The organism is Rhodobacter viridis (assembly GCF_003217355.1).
In the GTDB taxonomy this organism is placed as follows: Bacteria; Pseudomonadota; Alphaproteobacteria; order Rhodobacterales; family Rhodobacteraceae; genus Rhodobacter; species Rhodobacter viridis.
This window is the reverse complement of the sequence record NZ_QJTK01000008.1, coordinates 65,494-84,476: the sequence shown is the minus strand read 5'-3', so window position 1 is coordinate 84,476 and position 18,983 is coordinate 65,494. Positions and strand designations below refer to the sequence as shown.

The window sequence follows — 18,983 nt, the reverse complement described above, 5'->3', positions numbered from 1 at the left end:
CGCTTGACCTTGCCGCGCGGCGGCGCAACTGAAGGGCAAAGGGAGAGCGCCATGGCCAGCACCAGCTTCATCGTCGAGGGGATGCATTGCGGCGCCTGCACCGGCCGGGTCGAGCGTGCGTTGCTGGCCGAGGCGGGCGTCACCGCGGCGGCGGCCAATCTGATGGCCCGCGCGGTCCGGGTCGACTTCGAGGCCCCGGCGCGGGCGGACAGTCTCGCCGAGGCGCTGGCGCGGGCGGGCTATCCGATTGCGAGTGCCGAGACCTGTCTGGGCTTCGAGGCGTCGGCGGATGCCGAGACCGTCGCAGCGGCCCTGCAGGCGACGCCCGGCGTGCTCTCGGTCGAAATCGCCCCCGAGAGCATGGCCCGCGTCAGCTATGCGCAAGGCACGGTGGCGCCGTCGGAACTGGTGCGAATCCTCGGCGGCCTTGGGGTGCAAGCCCGGGTGATCAGCGCGACGGCCGCGCCGAAGCCGGTGGCCGAACGGCAGGCGGCCGAGGCCGCGCGGCTGAAGCGTCAGGTCCTCGTCTCGGCCCTGCTCACCGCCCCGGTGTTCTTTCTGGCGATGGGGCCGCATCTTTATCCGCCGCTGCACCACATCCTGGCCATGCGCGTTGGCGAAGACGTCACGCGGGCGGTGCAATTCGTCTTCACCACGCTCGTGCTGGCCTTCCCGGGCCGGGTCTTCCTGCGCCTTGGCCTGCCCGCACTGGTCCGCCTTGCGCCCGAGATGAACTCGCTCGTCGCCCTTGGCGCCTTGGCCGCCTGGGGCTATTCGGCGCTGGTCGTGCTCGCCCCGCAGATCCTGCCCCCCGGCACGGACGAGGTCTATTTCGAAGCGGCGGCGGTGATCGTGACGCTGATCCTGCTCGGCCGCTGGCTCGAAGCGCGGGCGAAGGGACAGGCGGGCGAGGCGATCTCGCGCCTTGTCGCGCTGCGGCCCGCCACGGCGCGGGTGCAGCGGCCGGGCGGCGTGGTCGAGCTGGCGGTCGAGGAACTCGCCCCCGGCGATCTGGTCGAACTGACCCCGGGCGGGCGCGTTGCCGTGGATGGGATCGTCACCGAAGGCCATGGTTTCGTGGACGAAAGCATGCTGACCGGCGAGCCCGTGCCGGTCGAGAAAACCCCGGGCCAGCCGGTCACCGGGGGCACGGTGAACGGCACCTCGGCGCTGGTTTACCGCGTCACGGCGACCGGGGCGGATACGGTGCTCTCGCGCATCATCGCGCTGGTCGAGGCGGCGCAGGGGCAGAAACTGCCGGTGCAGGCGCTCGTCGATCGCGTCACCCGGGTCTTCGTGCCGGTGGTGATGGCGCTTTCCACCCTGACCTTTGCGCTGTGGTTCGCGCTGGGACAGGGGTTGGCACCGTCGCTCGTCGCCGCGATTTCGGTGATGATCATCGCTTGCCCCTGCGCGATGGGGCTGGCGACGCCGGTCTCGATCCTTGTGGGCACCGGGCGCGGGGCCGAGCTTGGCCTGCTCTTCCGGCGCGGCGATGCGCTGCAACGCCTGGCCGAGGTGAAGACACTCGCCTTCGACAAGACCGGCACGCTGACCGAGGGGCGCCCGGCGCTAACCGATCTGTTCCTTGTCCCGGGTCCCACCGAGGCCGACCTCTTGCGCCTTGCCGCCGGGGCCGAGGCGCGGTCCGAACACCCCCTTGCCCGCGCCGTCGTGCAAGCGGCCGAGGCGCAGGGCTTGCCGCCCGCCCGCGCCCGCAAGGTGGTGGCAACGCCCGGCCGTGGGCTTTCGGCCGAGGTCGAGGGACGCCAGATCCTTTTGGGCAATGCCGCGGCGCTCGCCGAGGCCGGTATCAACCCCGCCCCGCTCGCCGCTCAGGCCGAGGCCTTTGCGCAAGACGGCAAGACCCCGGTTCTGGTCGCGCTTGATGGCACCCCGGTTGCGGTTCTGGCGCTGGCCGATCCGCCGAAACCCCATGCCGCCGAGGCCGTTGCCGCCTTGGAGCGTGAAGGCATCGCCGTCGCGATGATCTCGGGCGATGTCGCCGCCACGGCCGAGGCGGTCGGTCGGCAACTGGGCATCTCGCGCGTCATCGCAGGCGTGCTGCCCGCGGGCAAGGTCGCGGCGCTGAGCGCGATGAAGAACACCGGCGCCGTGGCCTTCGTCGGCGATGGCATCAACGACGCCCCTGCCCTTGCGGCGGCCGATGTCGGGTTGGCGCTCGGCTCCGGCACCGATGTCGCGATCGAGGCGGCCGATGTGGTGATCGTCGGCGCCGATCCGCGCGGCGCGGCACGCGCGGTTCAGCTTTCCCGCGCGGTGATGCGCAACATTCGGCAGAACCTGTTCTGGGCTTTTGCCTACAACACGGCACTGATCCCGGTCGCGATGGGCGTGCTTGTGCCCTTCGGCGGACCCGGCCTTTCGCCCATGCTCGCCGCCGCCGCAATGTCGCTTTCTTCGGTCTTCGTCGTCACCAACGCACTCAGGTTGCGCCGCGCCGCAGCCTGAGCATCGGCAAGGCTCCGCCCATTGTCGCCGCGGCGTGGAAAATTCCTTTGCCGCAGGGATCACGCCCCGGTATCAGGGCTGAAATGAATCCGTGAGCGACTGGAGGCCACATGCTGTCCCGCCGATCCCTGCTTCTGAGCCTGGGTGCCACTTTGGCGCTGTCTGCCTGCGGTGCAGGCCGTCAATCCTCGAAGAACCCGCCCGAAGGGCTTCTGAAACCGGGCGAAAGCCCCGAGATGCGGGCGAAGATCAACCATTGGGCTGATCACTACGAGGTGCCGCGCAGCCTTGTGCACCGCATCGTTCAGCGCGAAAGCGGCTACAATCCGCGGGCGCGCAACCGCAGCTATTACGGTCTGATGCAGATCGATCCGCGCACCGCAAGCACGATGGGCTTTGCGGGCGCCCCCTCGGATCTGCTCGATGCGGATACGAACCTGAAATACGGCGTGAAATATCTGCGCGGCGCCTGGATGTGCGCCGATGGCAGCGAAAGCCGCGCGGTGTCGTGGTATTCGAAGGGCTATTACTACGAAGCCAAGCGCCGCGGCATTCTGGACGAAGCTGGCCTGACCGCCTGATCTTCGATCCTCAGATTGAAAAACCTCGCCGCTGATCCCGGCGGGGTTTTCCTTTCATTCAAGCGCCCGCAGCACGCGCGCGGGGCGCAGGGACAGCGGGCGAAGCGCGAAAAGCGTGCCTGCCGCCAGAACCGCCGCCATGCCGCCCGCAACGATCAGCGCGGCCGAGAGCGGGTCGAAGCGGAAGCTGGCCTCCATCACGAAGCGCAGCACCGCCCAACCGGCAAGCGCCCCCACGCCCACCGCAATCGCACCCGAGGCCGCGCCCAGAAGCGCCGCCCGCAGCGCGAAGGAGCGCAGGATCATCCCCCGCGTGGCGCCAAGGGTTTTCAGAAGCGCCGCCTCGCGCGCGCGGGCTTCTTCGCCCGCGGCGGCCGCGCCCAGAAGCACGGTGAAGCCCGTCACCAGCGTGACCGAGGCCGCCAGCGCCACCGCCTGCGCGATCGAGGCCAGCGCATCGCTCACCCGCCCCATCGCCTCGCGCACGGGAACGGCGGTCACGGTCGGGAAATCATGCGCCAGCGCGCGCAGGATCGGCGCCTCGTCGGTTGGCGGCGCGTAGATCGTCGCCAGTTCGGTATGGGGTGCCCCCGCCAGCGCATTGGGCGAAAAGGTCAGCACGAAGCCGATCCCCATCGTCGAGAAATCCACATCGCGGAACGAGGCGATGTCCGCTTCGATATCGCGGCCAAGGATGTTGACGGTGAGCTTGTCGCCAAGCTTCAGCCCCAGTTCCGCCCCCTCCTTGGCAGAAACCGAGACCAACGGCGGCCCGGCATAATCCTTTGGCCACCACTGCCCGGCGGTCAGCTTTTCGCGCGGGCTCTCGGCAAAGGTGACGCCGCGATCGCCGCGCACGACCCAATGATCGCCCGCGACCTTGCGCGCGTCTTGCCCGTTGATCTTCGTCAGGACGCCGCGCAGCATCGGCACGGTATCGACGCGGGAAACGCCCGCAAAATCGTGCATCCGGGCGACCAGCGCGTCGCGTTCGGGCGGGGGAATGTCCATCAGGAAGAAGGCCGGGGCCAGCTTCGGCAGGTCTTTCGCAATCGCCCCGCGCAGCCCGCTTTCGACCTGACCGACAGCCGCCAGCACCGAAAGCCCAAGCCCCAGCGCCAGAATGACTGCCGTCGCCTCGGAGCGCGCGGCGCCGATCGCGGCCAGCGCCGCATGCAGCGCCGGGAACCGGGCCGTGCGCGGCCCGATGCGGCACGCAAGACGCCGGATGCCCGCCGCCGCCAAGGCAAGCAGGACGAGCGCCCCCACCACACCGCCCAAAGTGCCAAGCGTCAGCGCGGGCAGACCCGAAAAGGCCACCGCCGCGCCCAGAAGCGCCGCCGTCAGCCCACCGATCACCGCGAGCATCCGCCAGCCGGGCAGACCGCGGCGCGGCCCCTGCGCCTCGCGGTACAGGGTGGCAGCGCGCAACTCGGACAGCTGCGCGAGCGGCCAAAGCGCGAAGATCGCGGCCGTCAGCGCGCCGTAAACGGCAGCCTCGATCAGCGGGCGAGCAGAGAGGGTGACCTCGACCGGCACCGGCATCGCGGCGGCAATCGGGCCTTGCGCGGCCAGAACCAGCGCCGAGGCGAGGAGAAGCCCCGCCGTAACGCCCAGCGTCGTCAGCGCCGCGAGCTGGATCAGGAACGCGCCGCGGATCGTCGCTCCCGAGGCGCCAAGCGCGCGCAGCGTCGCGATCGTCGCGGCCTTGCGCGCGATCCAGGCCTGCACCGTCGCAAAAATGCCGACGCCCCCCACCGCGAGCCCCGCGAGCCCCACCAGCACCAGGAAAGATCCGAGCTGATCGGTGAACCGCTCGATCGAGGGCGAGGCCTTGCGTTCATCCTTCCAGCGCATCCCCGCGCCCTCGAACCGCTGCAATGCCGCGGATTTGAGCACGGGCAGGGTTTGCCCCTCGGGCAGGGTCAGGCGGTATCGCGTTTCGTAAAGCGAACCGGGGTCAAGAAGCGGCGTGCGCTCGAGCGCCGAAAGTGCCACGATCGAGCGCGCACCGAAAGCCATGCCCGCGCTGCCCGCGTCAGGCTCGCTCACAAGCCGCGCCATCAGCACGAAGTCCTGCCCGCCGAGCCGGAACCGGTCGCCCGGTTTCAAGGCCAGTCGGTCAGCCAACACCGGGTCAAGGAACGCGCCCGGCAGCCCGCCCTGCCCCGCCAGCGCCTGCACGCCCACCGGCGGATCGAGCGTGACCTGCCCGACCAAAGGCCAATTCGCATCAACCCCCTTCAATTGCGTCAGCGCGGTCTCGGTGCCATCGCCCGTGCTCGCCATCGAGCGCAGCTCGACCACCTCCGAGAGCTTGGCCGCCCGCGCGACGATCCAGTCACGCTCGGGCGCGGTGGCGCGACGATAGGTGAACTCGAGCTGCGCCTGCCCGCCCAGAAGCACCGCGCCCTGATCGGACAGGCCCTGCCGGATCGCCTCGCGCACCAGACCGACGGCGGCAATGGCCGCGACACCGAGCATCAGGCATAGAAGAAAGATCCGAAACCCCTTGATCCCGCTACGCAATTCCGCCCGGGCGATGGAGAGCGCGAGCCTCATGCGAGCCGCCCGTCCGCGAGCCGCACCAGCCGCGCACAGCGCGCCGCCAGATCGGGGGCATGGGTCACCAGCACCAGCGTCGCCCCGGTCTCGGCCTGCAGGTTGAACAGAAGCTCGATGATCGCCGCCCCATTCGCAGCATCCAGATTGCCCGTCGGCTCATCGGCCAGCAGGATCGCCGGACGCGGGGCCACGGCGCGGGCCAGCGCCACGCGCTGCTGCTCGCCGCCCGACATTTCCGACGGATAATGGCCGCGCCGATGGCCGAGACCGACACGGGCCAGTTCCGCCTCGGCGCGCGGGATCGCGTCTTTCACGCCCGCGATCTGCAAGGGCAGTGCGACGTTTTCAAGCGCGGTCATCGTCGGCACGAGGTGGAAAGACTGGAACACGATCCCCATATTGCCCCTGCGGAAGCGGGCCAGATCATCCTCGCCCATCGCGGTCAGATCGCGGCCAAGCGCCATGACCTTGCCCCCGGAGGCGCGTTCGAGCCCGCCCATCAGCATCAGGAGCGACGACTTGCCGGACCCCGACGGCCCCACGAGCCCCACGCTTTCCCCGCGCGCGATGTCGAGCGTGATCGAATGCAGGATCTCGACGGGACCGGCATTTCCGGCCAGGGTCAGTCGCGCGTCGGAAAGGGAGAGAACGATGTCGGTCATGCGGGCCTGTTTTCAAAAGCGTTCAAGCGGATATGGGGTGCGGGGGCGCCTGGGCAAGGCGGGGCTTGCCGGGATTTTCGCGCTTGTGATCGGCGGTTCGGCCTCGGCCGAGCCGGTGACGCTGCTCGCCGTGGGCGACAGTCTGACCCAGGGTTACGGGCTCGAGCAGGGTCAGGGGCTGGTGCCGCAGCTTGAAACCTGGCTCAAGGCGCGGGGCGCCGAGGTGACGGTGATCAATGCCGGGGTGTCGGGCGACACCACCTCGGGCGGGCGGGCGCGGCTGGGCTGGTCGCTGACGCCCGAGGTCGATGCGGTGATGATCGCGCTTGGCGGCAATGACATGCTGCGCGGTCAGCCGCCGGCGCAGGCGCGGGACAATCTCGACGCGATGCTCGCCGAGGTGAAAGCGCGGGGGCTACCGGTGGCTTTGGTCGGGCTGAAGGCACCGGGCAATTACGGGCCGGACTGGCAGGCGGGCTATGAGGCGATCTGGCCCGAGCTTGGGGCGAAATATGGCGCGGTCGTCGTGCCCGATCTGCTCGCGCCCATCGCCGCGAAGACGCCCGAGGAACGCGCGGCGCAAGGGTTGATGCAGGGCGACAACATCCACCCCTCGGCCAAAGGGGTGGGGCTGGTCGTGGGCGCCTTGGGGCCGAAGGTTCTGGAGTTGCTTGACCGGGTGAAACCTGCGCCCTGAGCCTTCGGCGGCAAGGGCGTATTTGCGCCAAGAAGAAATCAGCGGCGGCGGTCGAGGGCGATCAGGAGCGTCGCGCCGATGAGCGAGAGTGCGGCGCCGAGGAAGGCGGCAAGACCGTAGCCGCCGATTGCGGTGCCAAGGGCGAAGCAGGCGGCGGAAAAGGCGTCTCCGGCGAGTTTTTGCAGCGCCATGAGCGAGGCGCCCGCGCCCGGGCGCTCGGCCATCAGCTCTTGCAGATAGGCCATCGGCTGGGTCAGCACGATGGCGCCGCCGATCGCGCCGGAAAGGGTCAGGGCCCAGACGGCGGGGGTCTCGGCCAGAAGCGGGATGCCCGCAAGGTGGATCGCGTAGAGAAGCGTGCCCAGTGCGATCAGCCATGTCTGGCGGATCTTGCCGATGACGAAGGGCAGCGCCAGCATGAAGGGCACTTCGAGCCCCGCCATGATGCCTGCATAAAGCGCCGTGTCGGAGGCGCCGCGAAAGGGGATCGCGGCGAAGACCAGACCGACGACGACCATGTAAAGCATCACCGCGCCGTTGATCGTGCCAAGCGCCAGCACGCGGATCAGCACCTGCGGATGGGCGATTTCGGAGAGAGCCTCGCGGAACGACAGGCCCGAAGGCACGTCTTCCCAATGGGTTGCGCCATCGCGAGGCCAGAGCCGGAGGGTGAGCGCCAGCATCAGAACTGCGAGCACGAGGCAGACCGGATAGACCGCAGTGAGCGGCGTCGCGCCCTGAAACACCACCGACCAGATCGGCAGCACGATGACCCAGGGCAGCGCGAAAAGCGCGCGCAGGGTGGAGAGGACGGCGGGGCGGTCGGCCTCGGGCTGCATCGAGGCGGCAAGGCGGGCCAGCGCGAAGATCTGTCCGAAGATCGCCCCCGAGATCGGCAGCAACAGCGCATGGGCCAGCACGAAGACAGGCGTCGCCGGGGCGAACGCCATCAGCGCGGTGCCGACCGTGAGCGCGGTCACCGTGGCAAGGGCAATGACGCGGCGGTTGGCGCGTTGATCGGCAAGGATGCCAAACCCGACCGAAGTGGCGACGGCGACGAGCGAGGCCGCGATCAGCAAGCCCGAGAAGGCCCGGTCCGAGAGGCCGAAGACCTTGACGGCGAGCGAAGACACATAGGGCGCGATCGTCGCCGCATGGGCGCCGAAAAGAACAAGCAGGCAGGCGGCCAGCATCAGCGTGCGGTCGCGCAGGATCGGGCGGAAAGGGGCGGCAAGGGACATGGCCGCCTGATGCGCCCGGCAGACGCGATTCTCAAGCCCTTACGGCAGCACCTTGCCGGGGTTCAGGATGCCCTTGGGGTCCAGCGCCGCCTTGATCGCGGCCATCATCGCCAGCGCCACCGGGTCCTTGTGCGCGGCCATCGTCGCGCGTTTCGAAATGCCGACGCCATGCTCGGCTGAGAAACTGCCGCCCAAATTGACCGCCTCGGCACTCACCTTCGCGCGGATCGCCTGCGCCAAGTCGGGGTCCGAGCGCGAGGGATAGGCCGTGTAATGGATGTTGCCGTCGCCCAGATGCGCGATCACCAGCTCCTCGGCGCCGGGGTCCAGCGCGGCCAGCGCGGGCGTCATCCGGGCAAGGAAGGTCTCAAGACGGTCGAGCGGCAGGGCAATATCGCAATCGACGATATCGGGCGTGGTGAAGGTGATCTCGGCCGCCGATTCGCGCATCTCCCACAGCTTGCGGCGCTGCGCGGCGGATTGGGCGATCACCGCCTCGGTCACATGATTGGCGTCCATCGCGCCCGCGAGCAGTTCTTCGAGCGCCCCGATCGGATCGGCGCCGGGCACGGTCGTGCCGGTCTCGATCAGCACATTGACCGGGCGGGGGGCATAGGGGCAGGCGAGCGCCGGTTTCAGCCGCGCAAGCCGCGCCATGTAACGGTCGGGCATGAATTCGAAGGCCTCGACCGCGCCGCCGGTGCCCGCCTGCACGGTGTTGAGAAGCTTCAGCGCCTCGGAAAGGCTGTCGAGCCCGACCAGCGCCGTCGCATGAGCCGTGGCCGCGGGCACCAGTTTCAGAACGGCGGCGGTGATGATGCCCAAGGTCCCCTCGGCCCCGATCATCAGATCGCGCAGGTCGTAGCCGGTGTTGTCCTTGTGCAGCCCGGTCAGGCCGTTCCAGATCCGGCCGTCGGCCAGCACCACCTCAAGCCCAAGACACAAAGCCCGGGCCGAGCCGTAGCGCAGCACATTCGAGCCGCCTGCATTGGTCGAAAGAAAGCCCCCCACCATCGCCGAGCCCTTGGCGCCAAAGGTCAGCGGAAAGGCCAGCCCTTGCAGCGCGGCCAGCGTGTGCAGGGTTTCGAGCACCACCCCGGCTTCCACCACCACCGTGCGCGCAGCGGGATTGAGATCGCGAATCCGGGTCATCCGCGCCAAGGACAGCATCAGCGCGCCCTGCGCGCAGGTGCCGCCGTTCAGCCCGGTGTTGCCGCCAAGGGGCACGACCGGCGTGCCGGTTTCCTGCGCGAGCCGCAGCACCGCCGCCACCTCCTCGGTCGTGCCGGGGCGGACCACAGCCATCGGCTCCCAGGCATAATGCCCGGTCCAGTCGCGGCCATGCGCCAAAGCATCTGCCCCGCGCAGAACCTGCGCAGGGCCAAGAATTTCACTCAGACGGTCAAGAAGATCCATCGGATCCCCCGGCTCAGGCCGCGCTTTTGCGTATTTGCACCAAGAAGAAACGCGATGGGTTTCTTCTTGGCCCAAAATACGCCCTTTGCGCGGGCGCGACAGGCTCAGCGCCAGCAGAAGAAATCCGCAGGAGCCTTGGCCAGCAGTTGCTTGGCCAGTTCCGCGCCAAGCGCCACGCCATCAACGGCGGCGCCGCGGATCTCGCCCGAGATCATTTCCGAGCCATCGGGACGCAGGATCTCGCCGCGCAGCCAGATCTGATCGCCCTCGAGCACCGAAAGACCGGCGATCGGGGTTTCGCACGACCCGTCGAGCGTCAGAAGGAAGCTGCGTTCGCAGGCGAGACGCAGCCCCGAGGGCGCGTGGTGGATCGCGTCGAGCAGCATCTTCGCGCGGGTGTCGGCCTCGCGGCGTTCGATCCCGATGCAGCCCTGCGCCACGGCGGGCAGCATGTCATCGGGCTCGATCGCCGATTTCGCGACCTCGGACATGCCCAGACGGTTCAGACCGGCGAGCGCGAGGAAGGTGGCATCGGCCACGCCTTCACCGAGTTTCTTCATACGCGTCTGCACGTTGCCGCGGAATTCGACCATTTTCAGGTCAGGGCGACGGGCGGCAAGTTGCGCGCGACGGCGCAAGCTGGAGGTGCCCACCACCGCGCCCTCGGGCAGCTCGGCGAGCGAGTTGTATTTCATCGAAACGAAGGCGTCGCGGGTGTCTTCCCGCGGCAGGTAGCAGTCGAGGATCAGCCCCTCGGGCTGAAGCGTCGGCATGTCCTTCATCGAATGCACGGCGATGTCGATCGAACCGGCCAGCATCGCCTCTTCGATTTCCTTGGTGAAAAGGCCTTTGCCCCCCACCTCTTTCAAAGGCTTGTCGGCGGCGATCAGCGCCGCATTGTCGCCCGAGGTCTTGATCACGACGATCTCGAAGGCATCTTCGGGCAGATCGAACGCGGCCATGAGCCGCGAGCGGGTCTCAAAGGCTTGCGCGAGCGCCAGAGGGCTGCCGCGGGTGCCGATCTTCAGCGGGGCGTTGGGCGAGGGCATCTGTTCCATGCGATTGGCATAACCGCGTCAGATTGCCCGCGCAAGCTTTACAAGTGTCAACAACGCTTGACATTCAGCCGCAGGGGACGCTGTTAAGGGATCAAGAAGGAGGCCCTCCAATGACCGACAAGACGATCCTGCGCGCCCTCAAGGGTGAAACTCTTCCCACGCCGCCGGTGTGGCTGATGCGGCAGGCGGGCCGCTACCTGCCGGAATACCGCGCGACCCGCGCGCAGGCGGGCGATTTCCTGAGCCTGTGCTATACGCCGGACCTTGCGGCCGAAGTGACGCTGCAGCCGATCCGCCGCTATGGCTTTGACGCCGCGATCCTGTTTGCCGACATCCTGCTGCTGCCGCAGGCGCTTGGCCTCGATCTGTGGTTCGAAACCGGGGAAGGCCCCCGGATGTCGACCGTGACGAGCATGGATGGCGTCAAGGGCCTGAAGGGCAAGGACGATATCCACGACAAGCTGGCCCCGGTCTACGAGACCTGCAAGATCCTGTCGCGCGAGCTGCCGAAGGAAACCACCTTCATCGGCTTTGCGGGTATGCCCTGGACCGTGGCCACCTACATGATCGCGGGCCGCGGCTCGAAGGATCAGGCCGCCGCGCACAAGTTCAAGGACACCGACCGCGCGGCGTTTTCGGCGCTGATCGACGCGGTGACCGTGGCGACGATCGAATACCTGTCGAAACAGGTCGAAGCGGGCTGCGAAGTGATCAAGCTGTTCGACTCGTGGGCCGGTTCGCTCAAGGGGCAGGATTTCGAGGATTTCGCGGTTGAACCCGCCCGGATCATCACCGCCGAGATGAAGCGCCGCTTCCCCGGCCTGCCGGTCATCGCCTTCCCGCGCGAGGCGGGCAATGGCTACATCGGCTTTGCCGACAAGACCGGCGCGGATTGCGTCGCCATCGACAACTCGGTCTCGCCCGACTGGGCGGCGGCGAATGTGCAGAAGGGCAAGACCTGCGTGCAGGGCAACCTTGACCCGTCCTACATGGTGACCGGCGGCCAAGCCCTTGTCGAAGCGACGCAAAAGGTCGTCGCCGCGTTCAAGAACGGGCCGCATATCTTCAACCTCGGCCATGGCATCACGCCCGAGGCCGATCCGGAAAACGTCACCTTGCTGATGGAAACCATCCGCAAGGGCTGATCCGGTCAGAACGACCGAAAAAGGGGGCCGCGAGGCCCCCTTTTGCTTGTCCGGAGATCTGATCTCAGAAGCTGCGCGGCTTCTTCGGACCGGGCTTGCCCGCAGGCTTCGCACCGGGTTTGCCAAAGCTTTTCGCACCGTATTTCGGCGCCGGTTTGCCCTCTTTCGCGGCGGCGCCATGGCCACCTTCGCGCGCCCAGGGGGCGGCCTTGCGGGGTTTCGGCGCCGCGGCGGCGGCGTCCCCGGCAGGTTTGCGCGCCGGATGGGCCGGACGCTCGGCGCGCTCGGCGCGCTCGGCCTTTTCGAAGCGCGGCGCGCGCTCGGTGCGCTCAGCGCCCTCTTCACGCGGCGGACCCTTGCGATGCGGCTTCGGCGCCGGCTTGTCGCCATAGCTGCCGCGCGGCGCATAGGGTTTCTTTTCGTAGGGCTTGCGATCGCCATCCTTCGACCAGCGCGCGGGACGCGGCGCCGGACGGTCGAGCCCCTCGGGCATGCCCGGCAGATTCTGGACCGTGCACTTGCCTTCCATCACCCGATCGGCGCCCAGACCCGCCTCGAAGCGGTCGGCCATCGATTCATGGATCTGCACGAAGGTCTCTTCCTGCATCACCCGGATCATCCCGATGTCACGCCGGGTCAGATCGCCCGCGCGGCACAGCATCGGCAACAGCCATTTCGGATCGACCCATTGGTCGTGCCCCATCGAGAGCCGATACCAGCGCGCGGCCCCGAACTCCTCGCGCGCGCGGGGTTTCGGCCCCTCGCCCACGCTGACCGGGATCACATCCTCGGGCGCGGTGCGGGCGGCGCGGAAATGGCGCAGCACGGCGGCGGCGAGTTGCTTCGGCTCGTGGGTTTCCAGAAGTCGGGCGATGGCGTCGAATTCCTCGGCGGTCGCGGGCTCGGTCAGCGCCGGTTCGGTCAGAAGACGTTCCTGATCGCGGGCCAGAATATCCTCGGGCGTCGGCGCCCCTTCCCAGGTCACGGCCACCTGCGCCTCGCGCAGCAGACGCTCGGCCTTGGCGCGGACATTCAGCGGCACGACGATCGCCGAAAGCCCCTTGCGCCCGGCCCGGCCGGTGCGGCCCGAGCGGTGCAGCAGCCCCTCGCGGTTCATCGGCAGATCGGCGTGAATCACCAATTCCAGCCCCGGCAGGTCGATGCCGCGCGCGGCCACATCGGTCGCGATGCAGACCCGCGCCCGGCCATCGCGCATCATCTGCAGCGCGCGCGAGCGTTCGTCCTGCGTCAGTTCCCCCGACAGCGCCACGACCGAGAAGCCCCGGTTCAGCAGCTTGCCGGTCAGGTGCGTCACCGCCGCCCGGGTCGAGCAGAACACGATGGCGCGTTCGGCCTCATGCAGACGCAGCAGGTTGACGATGGCGTTTTCGCGGTCGGACCGGTCCACCAGCACGCCGCGGTATTCGATATCGGCATGGCTTTCGCGCGCCGACACGGTGGAGATCCGCTCCGCATCGCGCTGGAAGGTCTGCGCCAGCCGCTCGATCTCGCGCGGCACGGTCGCCGAGAACATCAGCGTGCGACGGGTTTCGGGTGCGGATTCCAGAATGAATTCCAGATCCTCGCGGAAGCCCATGTCGAGCATCTCGTCGGCTTCATCGAGCACGACCGCCGACAGCGCCGACAGATCGAGCGCGCCGCGACGGATGTGATCGCAGATCCGCCCCGGCGTGCCGACAACGATATGCGCGCCGCGTTCCAGCGCCCGACGCTCGGCCCGCGCATCCATGCCGCCGACGGCGCCGGTGATCACCGCCCCCGCCTTTTCGTAAAGCCAGCTCAGCTCGCGGCTCACCTGCACGGCAAGCTCGCGCGTCGGCGCCACGACCAGCGCCCGCGGCAGATCGGGGAAAGGCGAAATGCCGTTCGCGCCCAGAAGTTCTGCCGAGATCGCCAGACCGAAGGCCACGGTCTTGCCCGAGCCCGTCTGCGCCGACACCAGCAGGTCCCGCCCGGCCAGCTCGGGGCGCGTCACCGCGTCCTGAACGGGCGTCAGGGCTTCATAGCCCCGCGCGGCAAGGGCCTCGGCAAGTGCCGTGGGAAGATGGGGGAACTCGGTCATGGGGGGGCTTTCGCTGGGAAGAAAGCGCAGCCCATACGCCCAATCCCCTTAAAAGGAAAGCCCCGTTCTGGGGTCATGACAAATATCCACCCCATTTTGCCTTGCCACAAATATCTCGGGGGGCGGCGCAGCCGGGGGGCAGAGCCCCCCTGCCCCGGTTGCGTTTTCGCCCCGGCGGCGCAAGAATGCCCGAAAGCGGAGGGTTCCATGCGCAAGCTGATCGTATTCGGTGTTCTGGCTCTGGCCGCCTGCGGCACGCCGCAGGAGCAATGCATCAACCGTGAAACCCGCGAGATCCGCCACCTGCAACGGTTGCTCGAAGAGGTTCAGGGGAATCTTGACCGCGGCTATGCCTATGAAGAATACGAAGTGCCGATGACGCGGTGGGAGCAATGCGGCTCGGACGTGATCACCCGCCCGAACGGCACGGTGATCCAGAAGCCGCGCATGTGCCTTGAGGATTACACCGTCACCCGCACCCGCGAAGTGCCGATCGATCCGCAATCGGAACGCCGCAAGCGCGACGGGCTGCGGGCGAAGATCAAATCTCTGACCCCCGCCGCCAATGCCGCGATCCGCGCCTGCAAGGCGGCCTATCCCGAAGAATAGGCCTCAGCGCCGCGTGCGCACCACCCGACGCCCGGCGGGCTCGGGCGCGGCTTTCGCGGGCTTCGTCGCATGGGCAATCGGACGCTCGGCCCGGAAGATGCGGAAGGCGCCATCGCGGCCGGTGGGCGGGGTGATTTCCTCGACCTCGTGGAAGCACTCGCGCAGCACCGCCTCATAGGGCAGATGCCGGTTCGCCACCATCCAGAGCGTCCCCGACAGCGACAAAAGCCCCGCAGCCGCGCGGATGAAGGCGATGCCAAGCGCCGGATCGGCGTTCCGCGTGGTGTGGAAAGGCGGGTTCATCACCGCGGCCAAAGGTCGATTTTCGAACTTCACCTTCGTCGCATCGGCCCAAAGGAAGCGGGCACGCGGGTCGGAAATGTTCATTTTCGAACATTCGAGCGCAGAATGCTCGGCCTCGACCAGATCGACCTGCTCGACCCCCTTGCGCGCCAGAACCTGCGCCGCAAGCCAGCCCCAGCCCGCGCCCAGATCGACCACCCGTGCGGGCAGGGTCTCGGGCAGACAGGCGGCCAAAAGCGCCGAACCGCGATCGATGCCATCGGCCGAGAACACGCCCGGCGCCGTGGTGAAGCCGGGGGCGGGCTGTTGCGGTTTCGCGGCCCAGGCGTCCAGCGCCCCGGGTGCCGCGGCAAAGCCGAAGATCTTGCCATGCGCCTTGGCGATCGGGTCCGAGATCGGCACCAGCGCGCGCAGATCCTTCAGCAGGGAATCGATGCCATCGGTCTTCAGCCCGTCGACCCAGATCGGCCCGCCGGGCACGACCCGCGCCGAGGCCTCGGCCAGAAGCGCCCGCGCCTCGGCCTTGGCGCGCGGCACGAAGACCACGGCAGCGGCAAAACTGCCCTCGGCCGCGGGCGCGACGGCGTAGCCGCGCGCCGCCAGCGCCTCGTAATCGGGCCGGAAGCCCTGCACCAGCTGCAGCCGGGCTTTCGGCAGATCGCTCAGATCGGTGTCGGCGGTGGGGCGATAAACGACGATCCGCCCGTCGGACGGCAGCGCATCGGGCGCGTCAAGCGCCAGCGTAAGACGAGGATGGCTCATCAGATCGGAGGGGCGCGCCCCTCACTCCTTTTCCATGGTGCATTGCAGCGGATGCTGGTGACGGCGCGAAAAATCCATCACCTGCGAGACTTTGGTCTCGGCCACCTCGAAGGAATAGACGCCGACGACGGCGAGCCCCTTCTTGTGCACGGTCAACATGATCTCGAACGCCTGCGCATGGTTCATGCCGAAGAAGCGCTCGAGGATATGCACGACGAATTCCATCGGCGTGTAATCGTCGTTCAACAGCAGGACCTTGTACATCGGCGGCCGGGCCGTCTTCGGCGCGGTCTTGACGGCGATGCCGGCTTCGCCCTCGCCATCACCCTCGCCGTCTCCGGCGCGGTGGGCGCTGAGGTAAAGGGGGTGAAGCACGGGCAGTCCTCCGGTCTCGAATCGACATCAAGCGTCCATGATCGCAGGGAATCGTGAACGCAAGGATCAATATAGGAACATTGCGCGCCAAGAAAAGCCAGTGCGGATGCTCTTGCCAATCGGTCGCCCCCGCGGCAGGTTGCCCCCGAGGAGAGACCCGATGACGCTGACCACGATCGGCTTCGATGCCGATGACACGCTCTGGCACAACGAGCGGTTCTTTCGCATGACCCAGGCGCGGTTCCACGACCTGCTCGCCGCTCATGCCGAGACCGCGCATCTGGAGGAGCGGCTACTGGCCGCCGAACGTCGCAACGTCGGCAGTTATGGCTTTGGCGTCAAGGGCTTCACCCTCTCGATGATCGAAACCGCAATCGAGGTTTCCGAGGGCCGCGTGCCCGCCTCGGTGATCGGCGAGATCCTCGCCGCCGGGCGCGAGATGCTGGCGCATCCGATCGAGATCCTGCCCCATGCCCGCGAGGCGGTCGAGGCGCTGGCGGGCCGCTATCGGCTGGTGCTGGTGACCAAGGGCGATCTGCTCGATCAGGAACGCAAGCTGGCGCAATCGGGGCTTGGCGATCTTTTCGACGCGATCGAGATCGTGTCGGACAAGCGCGCCGAGACCTATCGCACGGTCTTTGCCCGCCACGGCAGCGGCGCCGATCAGGCGCTGATGGTCGGAAATTCGCTGAAATCCGACGTGCTGCCGATGCTCGAGGCCGGGGGCTGGGGCGTGCATGTGCCGCATGAGATGACCTGGGCGCTTGAACAGGCCACCGCCCCACTGGGCCATCCGCGCTTCGCCGAATTGCCCGATCTGGCACAACTCGCAGAACTGGTGGCGCGGATCGATCCATCCTCCTTTGGTTGAAATTCGCCTCGCAACCACAAGCCGTGGCAAGGCACCCCAGGCGCAACACAACATCTTGATGCGGAATCGCTTCCCGTGGCACGAAGGCCGCAGTAAAAGCCTTTGAATCTTCGCGGTTTTCACCGTCGCAGAGGCGTGCTAGTCTTGTGCCAAGCCCCTGAACACAACGGGGCAAATAGAGGCAGTGTAAGGGCAGTGATCGTGACCAGGCTGACGCACTGGGGCCGCTCGGGGCTTTTGGCGATATTCGTGATGCTTATGCCGGTGGCGCTTTGGGCGGCACCGTTTGCGGCATATGTGATGGATGCCCGCACCGGAGAGGTTCTTTACGAAAAGAACGCGGATACGCGACTGCACCCGGCTTCGCTGACGAAGATGATGACGCTCTACATCACCTTCCAGGCGATCGAGTCGGGTGAAGTCAGCCTTGATACGATGGTGACGGTTTCGGCCAATGCCGCCGGCCAGCCGCCGTCGCGTCTGGGTCTGCGCACGGGGCAGAAGATCGCCCTGCGCTATCTGATCCGCGCCGCCGCGATCAAATCGGCCAACGACGCCGCCGCCGCCATCGGCGATTTCCTCGGCGGCGACGAGGCGCATTTCGCGGCGCGGATGAACCGCACCGCCAAGGCGCTTGGCATGAAAAACACCACCTTCAAGAACGCCAACGGCCTGACCCGCGCGGGGCACATGTCGACCGCGCATGACATGTCGCTGCTTGGCCGCCATCTGCTTTACGATTTCCCGCAATATTACAGCCTGTTCTCGCGCCGGACGGCGGATGCGGGGATCGCCCATGTGGCGAACACCAACCGCCGCTTCCTCGACGCCTACGAGGGCGCCGACGGCATCAAGACCGGCTACACCGTGCCCGCAGGCTTCAACCTTGTCGCCTCGGCGCAGCGGGGCAACAAGCGCATCATCGCCACGGTTTTCGGCGGCACCTCGCCCGCCGCGCGCAACTCGAAGATCGCGGAACTGCTTGATCTTGGGTTCGAGCGTGTGCCCGAAAACGTGAACGGCAAGAAACCGACGCCACCGCAATTGCTGGCGAATGCCGACGGCGATCTTGCGGGGCCGCAGGTCGATGCCGCACCGGATGCAAACGAAGATGACGATGAAGCCGCGGTGAAAGCCGCGACGGCCGCCGCCGCCGCTGCCGCGGTTTCGGGCCGCGCCGCCGCCCCCGATCTGATCGCCGATGCTTCGGAGGCCGGGCTCAAGCGCAGCCCGCGCCCGATGGCCCGTCCCGCGGCCGCCGCCCCTGCCCCGGAGCCGGAGCCCGCCCCGGTGCAAGTGGCCGAAGCCGAACCGGCGCGCAAACCCGCCGAAAAGCCCGCGACCGATGCCGCAGCGGATCTCGTGCAGGTCGCCGCGCCGCAGCCCGAAACGCTGGCGATGATGGAGCCCGCGCCGGTCGACGAAACCGTCGAAGCGCAGGGCGACACCGATCCCTCGGGCCCGGTCTTCATCCAGACCGCGACCGCGCAGCCGGAAACGCTGGCGATGGGCACCGCGGCCCCCGCGCCGCGCAATGACACGATGATCCTTGCCGCGCTGACGCCCCCCGCCCCGATGCCGGAAGGCAAGCGCGAGGTGGTTGCCCGCGCGTCGTCGTCGGGCGGGCGCAATTGGGGCATCAGCCTTGGCAAGTATCCGTCGCAATATGCCGCCGAACAGGCGCTGCTGAAGACCGCGCTGATGGAAAGCACCGCGCTGGCCGAGGGCCTGCGCAAGGTCGCGACCCGCAAGGCCGGGTATGACGCGCTCTTCGTCGGCCTGACCCGCGGCGATGCCGATCTGGCCTGCGCCCGTCTCGCCGCCCGCTCGGTCGATTGCTCGGTAATCGGGCAGTAAGCCCGACCCAGCCCGGGGCAAGGGCGTATTTGGACCAAGAAAAAGCCCGGACCCCTCGCAAGGTCCGGGCTTTTTCTTGGTCCAAATACGCCCCTTTGCGCGGCGTCAGCGTTTCGGACGGTCGTCGTATTTGCCCGACAGGATCCGCTCGGCATCGCCCTTCGGATCGTCATACTGACGCTCTTTCAGCGCCCAGAGGAAAGCGACAAGGCCGAAGCCGCCCAGAAAGAGCGAGATCGGGATCAGATAGCTCAGGATCGACATGGTGGCCCTCGCGCAGGGGGGG

Annotated in this window: 16 protein-coding genes; 7 read left to right on the top strand and 9 right to left on the bottom strand. The window is 67.8% G+C overall.

Annotated elements, in window-relative coordinates; genetic code table 11:
• The first annotated feature begins 51 nt into the window (after positions 1 to 51).
• Entirely contained in the window at positions 52 to 2,472 is a 2,421-nt protein-coding gene (locus C8J30_RS11480) for a heavy metal translocating P-type ATPase (protein WP_110805991.1), read from the top strand.
• 110 nt (positions 2,473 to 2,582) lie between these two features.
• Positions 2,583 to 3,053 (top strand): lytic transglycosylase domain-containing protein, encoded by a 471-nt coding sequence (locus tag C8J30_RS11475; protein WP_110805990.1) that lies wholly within the window; start codon positions 2,583 to 2,585, stop codon positions 3,051 to 3,053.
• Between the two features lie 54 nt (positions 3,054 to 3,107).
• On the opposite strand, the gene C8J30_RS11470 is transcribed toward C8J30_RS11475, so the two are convergent.
• Together C8J30_RS11470 and C8J30_RS11465 are read right to left on the bottom strand one after the other, a co-directional pair.
• Entirely contained in the window at positions 3,108 to 5,615 is a 2,508-nt protein-coding gene (locus tag C8J30_RS11470; RefSeq protein WP_110805989.1) for an ABC transporter permease, read from the bottom strand.
• Positions 5,612 to 6,280, bottom strand: a complete 669-nt coding sequence (locus C8J30_RS11465; RefSeq protein WP_110805988.1) for an ABC transporter ATP-binding protein — start codon at positions 6,278 to 6,280, stop codon at positions 5,612 to 5,614. Before C8J30_RS11465 ends, C8J30_RS11470 begins: the two co-directional genes overlap by 4 nt.
• 37 nt (positions 6,281 to 6,317) lie before the next feature.
• Between C8J30_RS11465 and C8J30_RS11460 the strand changes: the two genes are divergently transcribed.
• Positions 6,318 to 6,977, top strand: a complete 660-nt coding sequence (locus C8J30_RS11460) for an arylesterase (RefSeq protein WP_110805987.1) — start codon at positions 6,318 to 6,320, stop codon at positions 6,975 to 6,977.
• 38 nt (positions 6,978 to 7,015) lie between these two features.
• Here the strand turns inward: C8J30_RS11460 and C8J30_RS11455 are convergent, their stop codons facing one another.
• The 3 genes from C8J30_RS11455 to hemC all read right to left on the bottom strand — a co-directional run bounded on the left by C8J30_RS11455 (position 7,016) and on the right by hemC (position 10,683).
• Positions 7,016 to 8,218, bottom strand: a complete 1,203-nt coding sequence (locus tag C8J30_RS11455) for an MFS transporter (RefSeq protein WP_110805986.1) — start codon at positions 8,216 to 8,218, stop codon at positions 7,016 to 7,018.
• Positions 8,219 to 8,257: 39 nt separating this feature from the next.
• Positions 8,258 to 9,634 (bottom strand): FAD-binding oxidoreductase, encoded by a 1,377-nt coding sequence (locus C8J30_RS11450; protein ID WP_110805985.1) that lies wholly within the window; start codon positions 9,632 to 9,634, stop codon positions 8,258 to 8,260.
• A 104-nt stretch (positions 9,635 to 9,738) separates the two neighbouring features.
• A complete protein-coding gene (hemC, locus tag C8J30_RS11445; RefSeq protein ID WP_181420861.1) occupies positions 9,739 to 10,683 on the bottom strand; it encodes a hydroxymethylbilane synthase in 945 nt (314 codons plus the stop codon).
• Positions 10,684 to 10,802: 119 nt separating this feature from the next.
• Between hemC and hemE the strand changes: the two genes are divergently transcribed.
• Positions 10,803 to 11,837, top strand: a complete 1,035-nt coding sequence (gene hemE / locus C8J30_RS11440) for a uroporphyrinogen decarboxylase (RefSeq protein ID WP_110805983.1) — start codon at positions 10,803 to 10,805, stop codon at positions 11,835 to 11,837.
• A 64-nt stretch (positions 11,838 to 11,901) separates the two neighbouring features.
• Here hemE and C8J30_RS11435 read toward each other — a convergent pair whose 3' ends face one another.
• A complete protein-coding gene (locus C8J30_RS11435; protein ID WP_110805982.1) occupies positions 11,902 to 13,920 on the bottom strand; it encodes a DEAD/DEAH box helicase in 2,019 nt (672 codons plus the stop codon).
• A 207-nt stretch (positions 13,921 to 14,127) separates the two neighbouring features.
• Between C8J30_RS11435 and C8J30_RS11430 the strand changes: the two genes are divergently transcribed.
• A complete protein-coding gene (locus C8J30_RS11430; protein ID WP_110805981.1) occupies positions 14,128 to 14,529 on the top strand; it encodes a hypothetical protein in 402 nt (133 codons plus the stop codon).
• A 3-nt stretch (positions 14,530 to 14,532) separates the two neighbouring features.
• Here the strand turns inward: C8J30_RS11430 and C8J30_RS11425 are convergent, their stop codons facing one another.
• Together C8J30_RS11425 and clpS are read right to left on the bottom strand one after the other, a co-directional pair.
• The gene (locus C8J30_RS11425) at positions 14,533 to 15,594 is read right to left on the bottom strand and encodes a class I SAM-dependent methyltransferase (RefSeq protein WP_110805980.1); all 1,062 of its coding nucleotides are present in this window, start codon (positions 15,592 to 15,594) and stop codon (positions 14,533 to 14,535) included.
• A gap of 21 nt (positions 15,595 to 15,615) precedes the next feature.
• Positions 15,616 to 15,969, bottom strand: a complete 354-nt coding sequence (clpS, locus tag C8J30_RS11420) for an ATP-dependent Clp protease adapter ClpS (RefSeq protein WP_110805979.1) — start codon at positions 15,967 to 15,969, stop codon at positions 15,616 to 15,618.
• 160 nt (positions 15,970 to 16,129) lie between these two features.
• Here clpS and C8J30_RS11415 point away from each other — a divergent pair, with 160 nt between their 5' ends.
• A complete protein-coding gene (locus tag C8J30_RS11415) occupies positions 16,130 to 16,840 on the top strand; it encodes an HAD family hydrolase (protein WP_110805978.1) in 711 nt (236 codons plus the stop codon).
• Between the two features lie 252 nt (positions 16,841 to 17,092).
• Positions 17,093 to 18,697 carry a D-alanyl-D-alanine carboxypeptidase family protein gene (locus C8J30_RS11410; protein WP_181420860.1) on the top strand — a complete coding sequence of 535 codons (1,605 nt, stop codon included), beginning with the start codon at positions 17,093 to 17,095 and terminating at the stop codon, positions 18,695 to 18,697.
• 105 nt (positions 18,698 to 18,802) lie between these two features.
• On the opposite strand, the gene ccoS is transcribed toward C8J30_RS11410, so the two are convergent.
• On the bottom strand, positions 18,803 to 18,961 hold the full coding sequence (ccoS, locus tag C8J30_RS11405; RefSeq protein WP_110805977.1) for a cbb3-type cytochrome oxidase assembly protein CcoS: 159 nt from the start codon (positions 18,959 to 18,961) through the stop codon (positions 18,803 to 18,805).
• Positions 18,962 to 18,983: the final 22 nt, after the last annotated feature.

Bases quoted from the DNA above. Each gene is read 5' to 3' on its own strand.
- C8J30_RS11470 (WP_110805989.1), bottom strand. From the start codon at position 5,615: ATGAGGCTCGCGCTCTCCATCGCCCGGGCGGAATTGCGTAGCGGGATC.
- C8J30_RS11450 (WP_110805985.1), bottom strand. From the start codon at position 9,634: ATGGATCTTCTTGACCGTCTGAGTGAAATTCTTGGCCCTGCGCAGGTT.
- hemC (WP_181420861.1), bottom strand. From the start codon at position 10,683: ATGCCCTCGCCCAACGCCCCGCTGAAGATCGGCACCCGCGGCAGCCCT.
- C8J30_RS11425 (WP_110805980.1), bottom strand. From the start codon at position 15,594: ATGAGCCATCCTCGTCTTACGCTGGCGCTTGACGCGCCCGATGCGCTG.
- C8J30_RS11455 (WP_110805986.1), bottom strand. From the start codon at position 8,218: ATGTCCCTTGCCGCCCCTTTCCGCCCGATCCTGCGCGACCGCACGCTG.
- ccoS (WP_110805977.1), bottom strand. From the start codon at position 18,961: ATGTCGATCCTGAGCTATCTGATCCCGATCTCGCTCTTTCTGGGCGGC.
- C8J30_RS11480 (WP_110805991.1), top strand. From the start codon at position 52: ATGGCCAGCACCAGCTTCATCGTCGAGGGGATGCATTGCGGCGCCTGC.
- C8J30_RS11415 (WP_110805978.1), top strand. From the start codon at position 16,130: ATGACGCTGACCACGATCGGCTTCGATGCCGATGACACGCTCTGGCAC.
- C8J30_RS11430 (WP_110805981.1), top strand. From the start codon at position 14,128: ATGCGCAAGCTGATCGTATTCGGTGTTCTGGCTCTGGCCGCCTGCGGC.
- C8J30_RS11435 (WP_110805982.1), bottom strand. From the start codon at position 13,920: ATGACCGAGTTCCCCCATCTTCCCACGGCACTTGCCGAGGCCCTTGCC.
- hemE (WP_110805983.1), top strand. From the start codon at position 10,803: ATGACCGACAAGACGATCCTGCGCGCCCTCAAGGGTGAAACTCTTCCC.
- C8J30_RS11475 (WP_110805990.1), top strand. From the start codon at position 2,583: ATGCTGTCCCGCCGATCCCTGCTTCTGAGCCTGGGTGCCACTTTGGCG.
- C8J30_RS11410 (WP_181420860.1), top strand. From the start codon at position 17,093: ATGCTTATGCCGGTGGCGCTTTGGGCGGCACCGTTTGCGGCATATGTG.
- C8J30_RS11465 (WP_110805988.1), bottom strand. From the start codon at position 6,280: ATGACCGACATCGTTCTCTCCCTTTCCGACGCGCGACTGACCCTGGCC.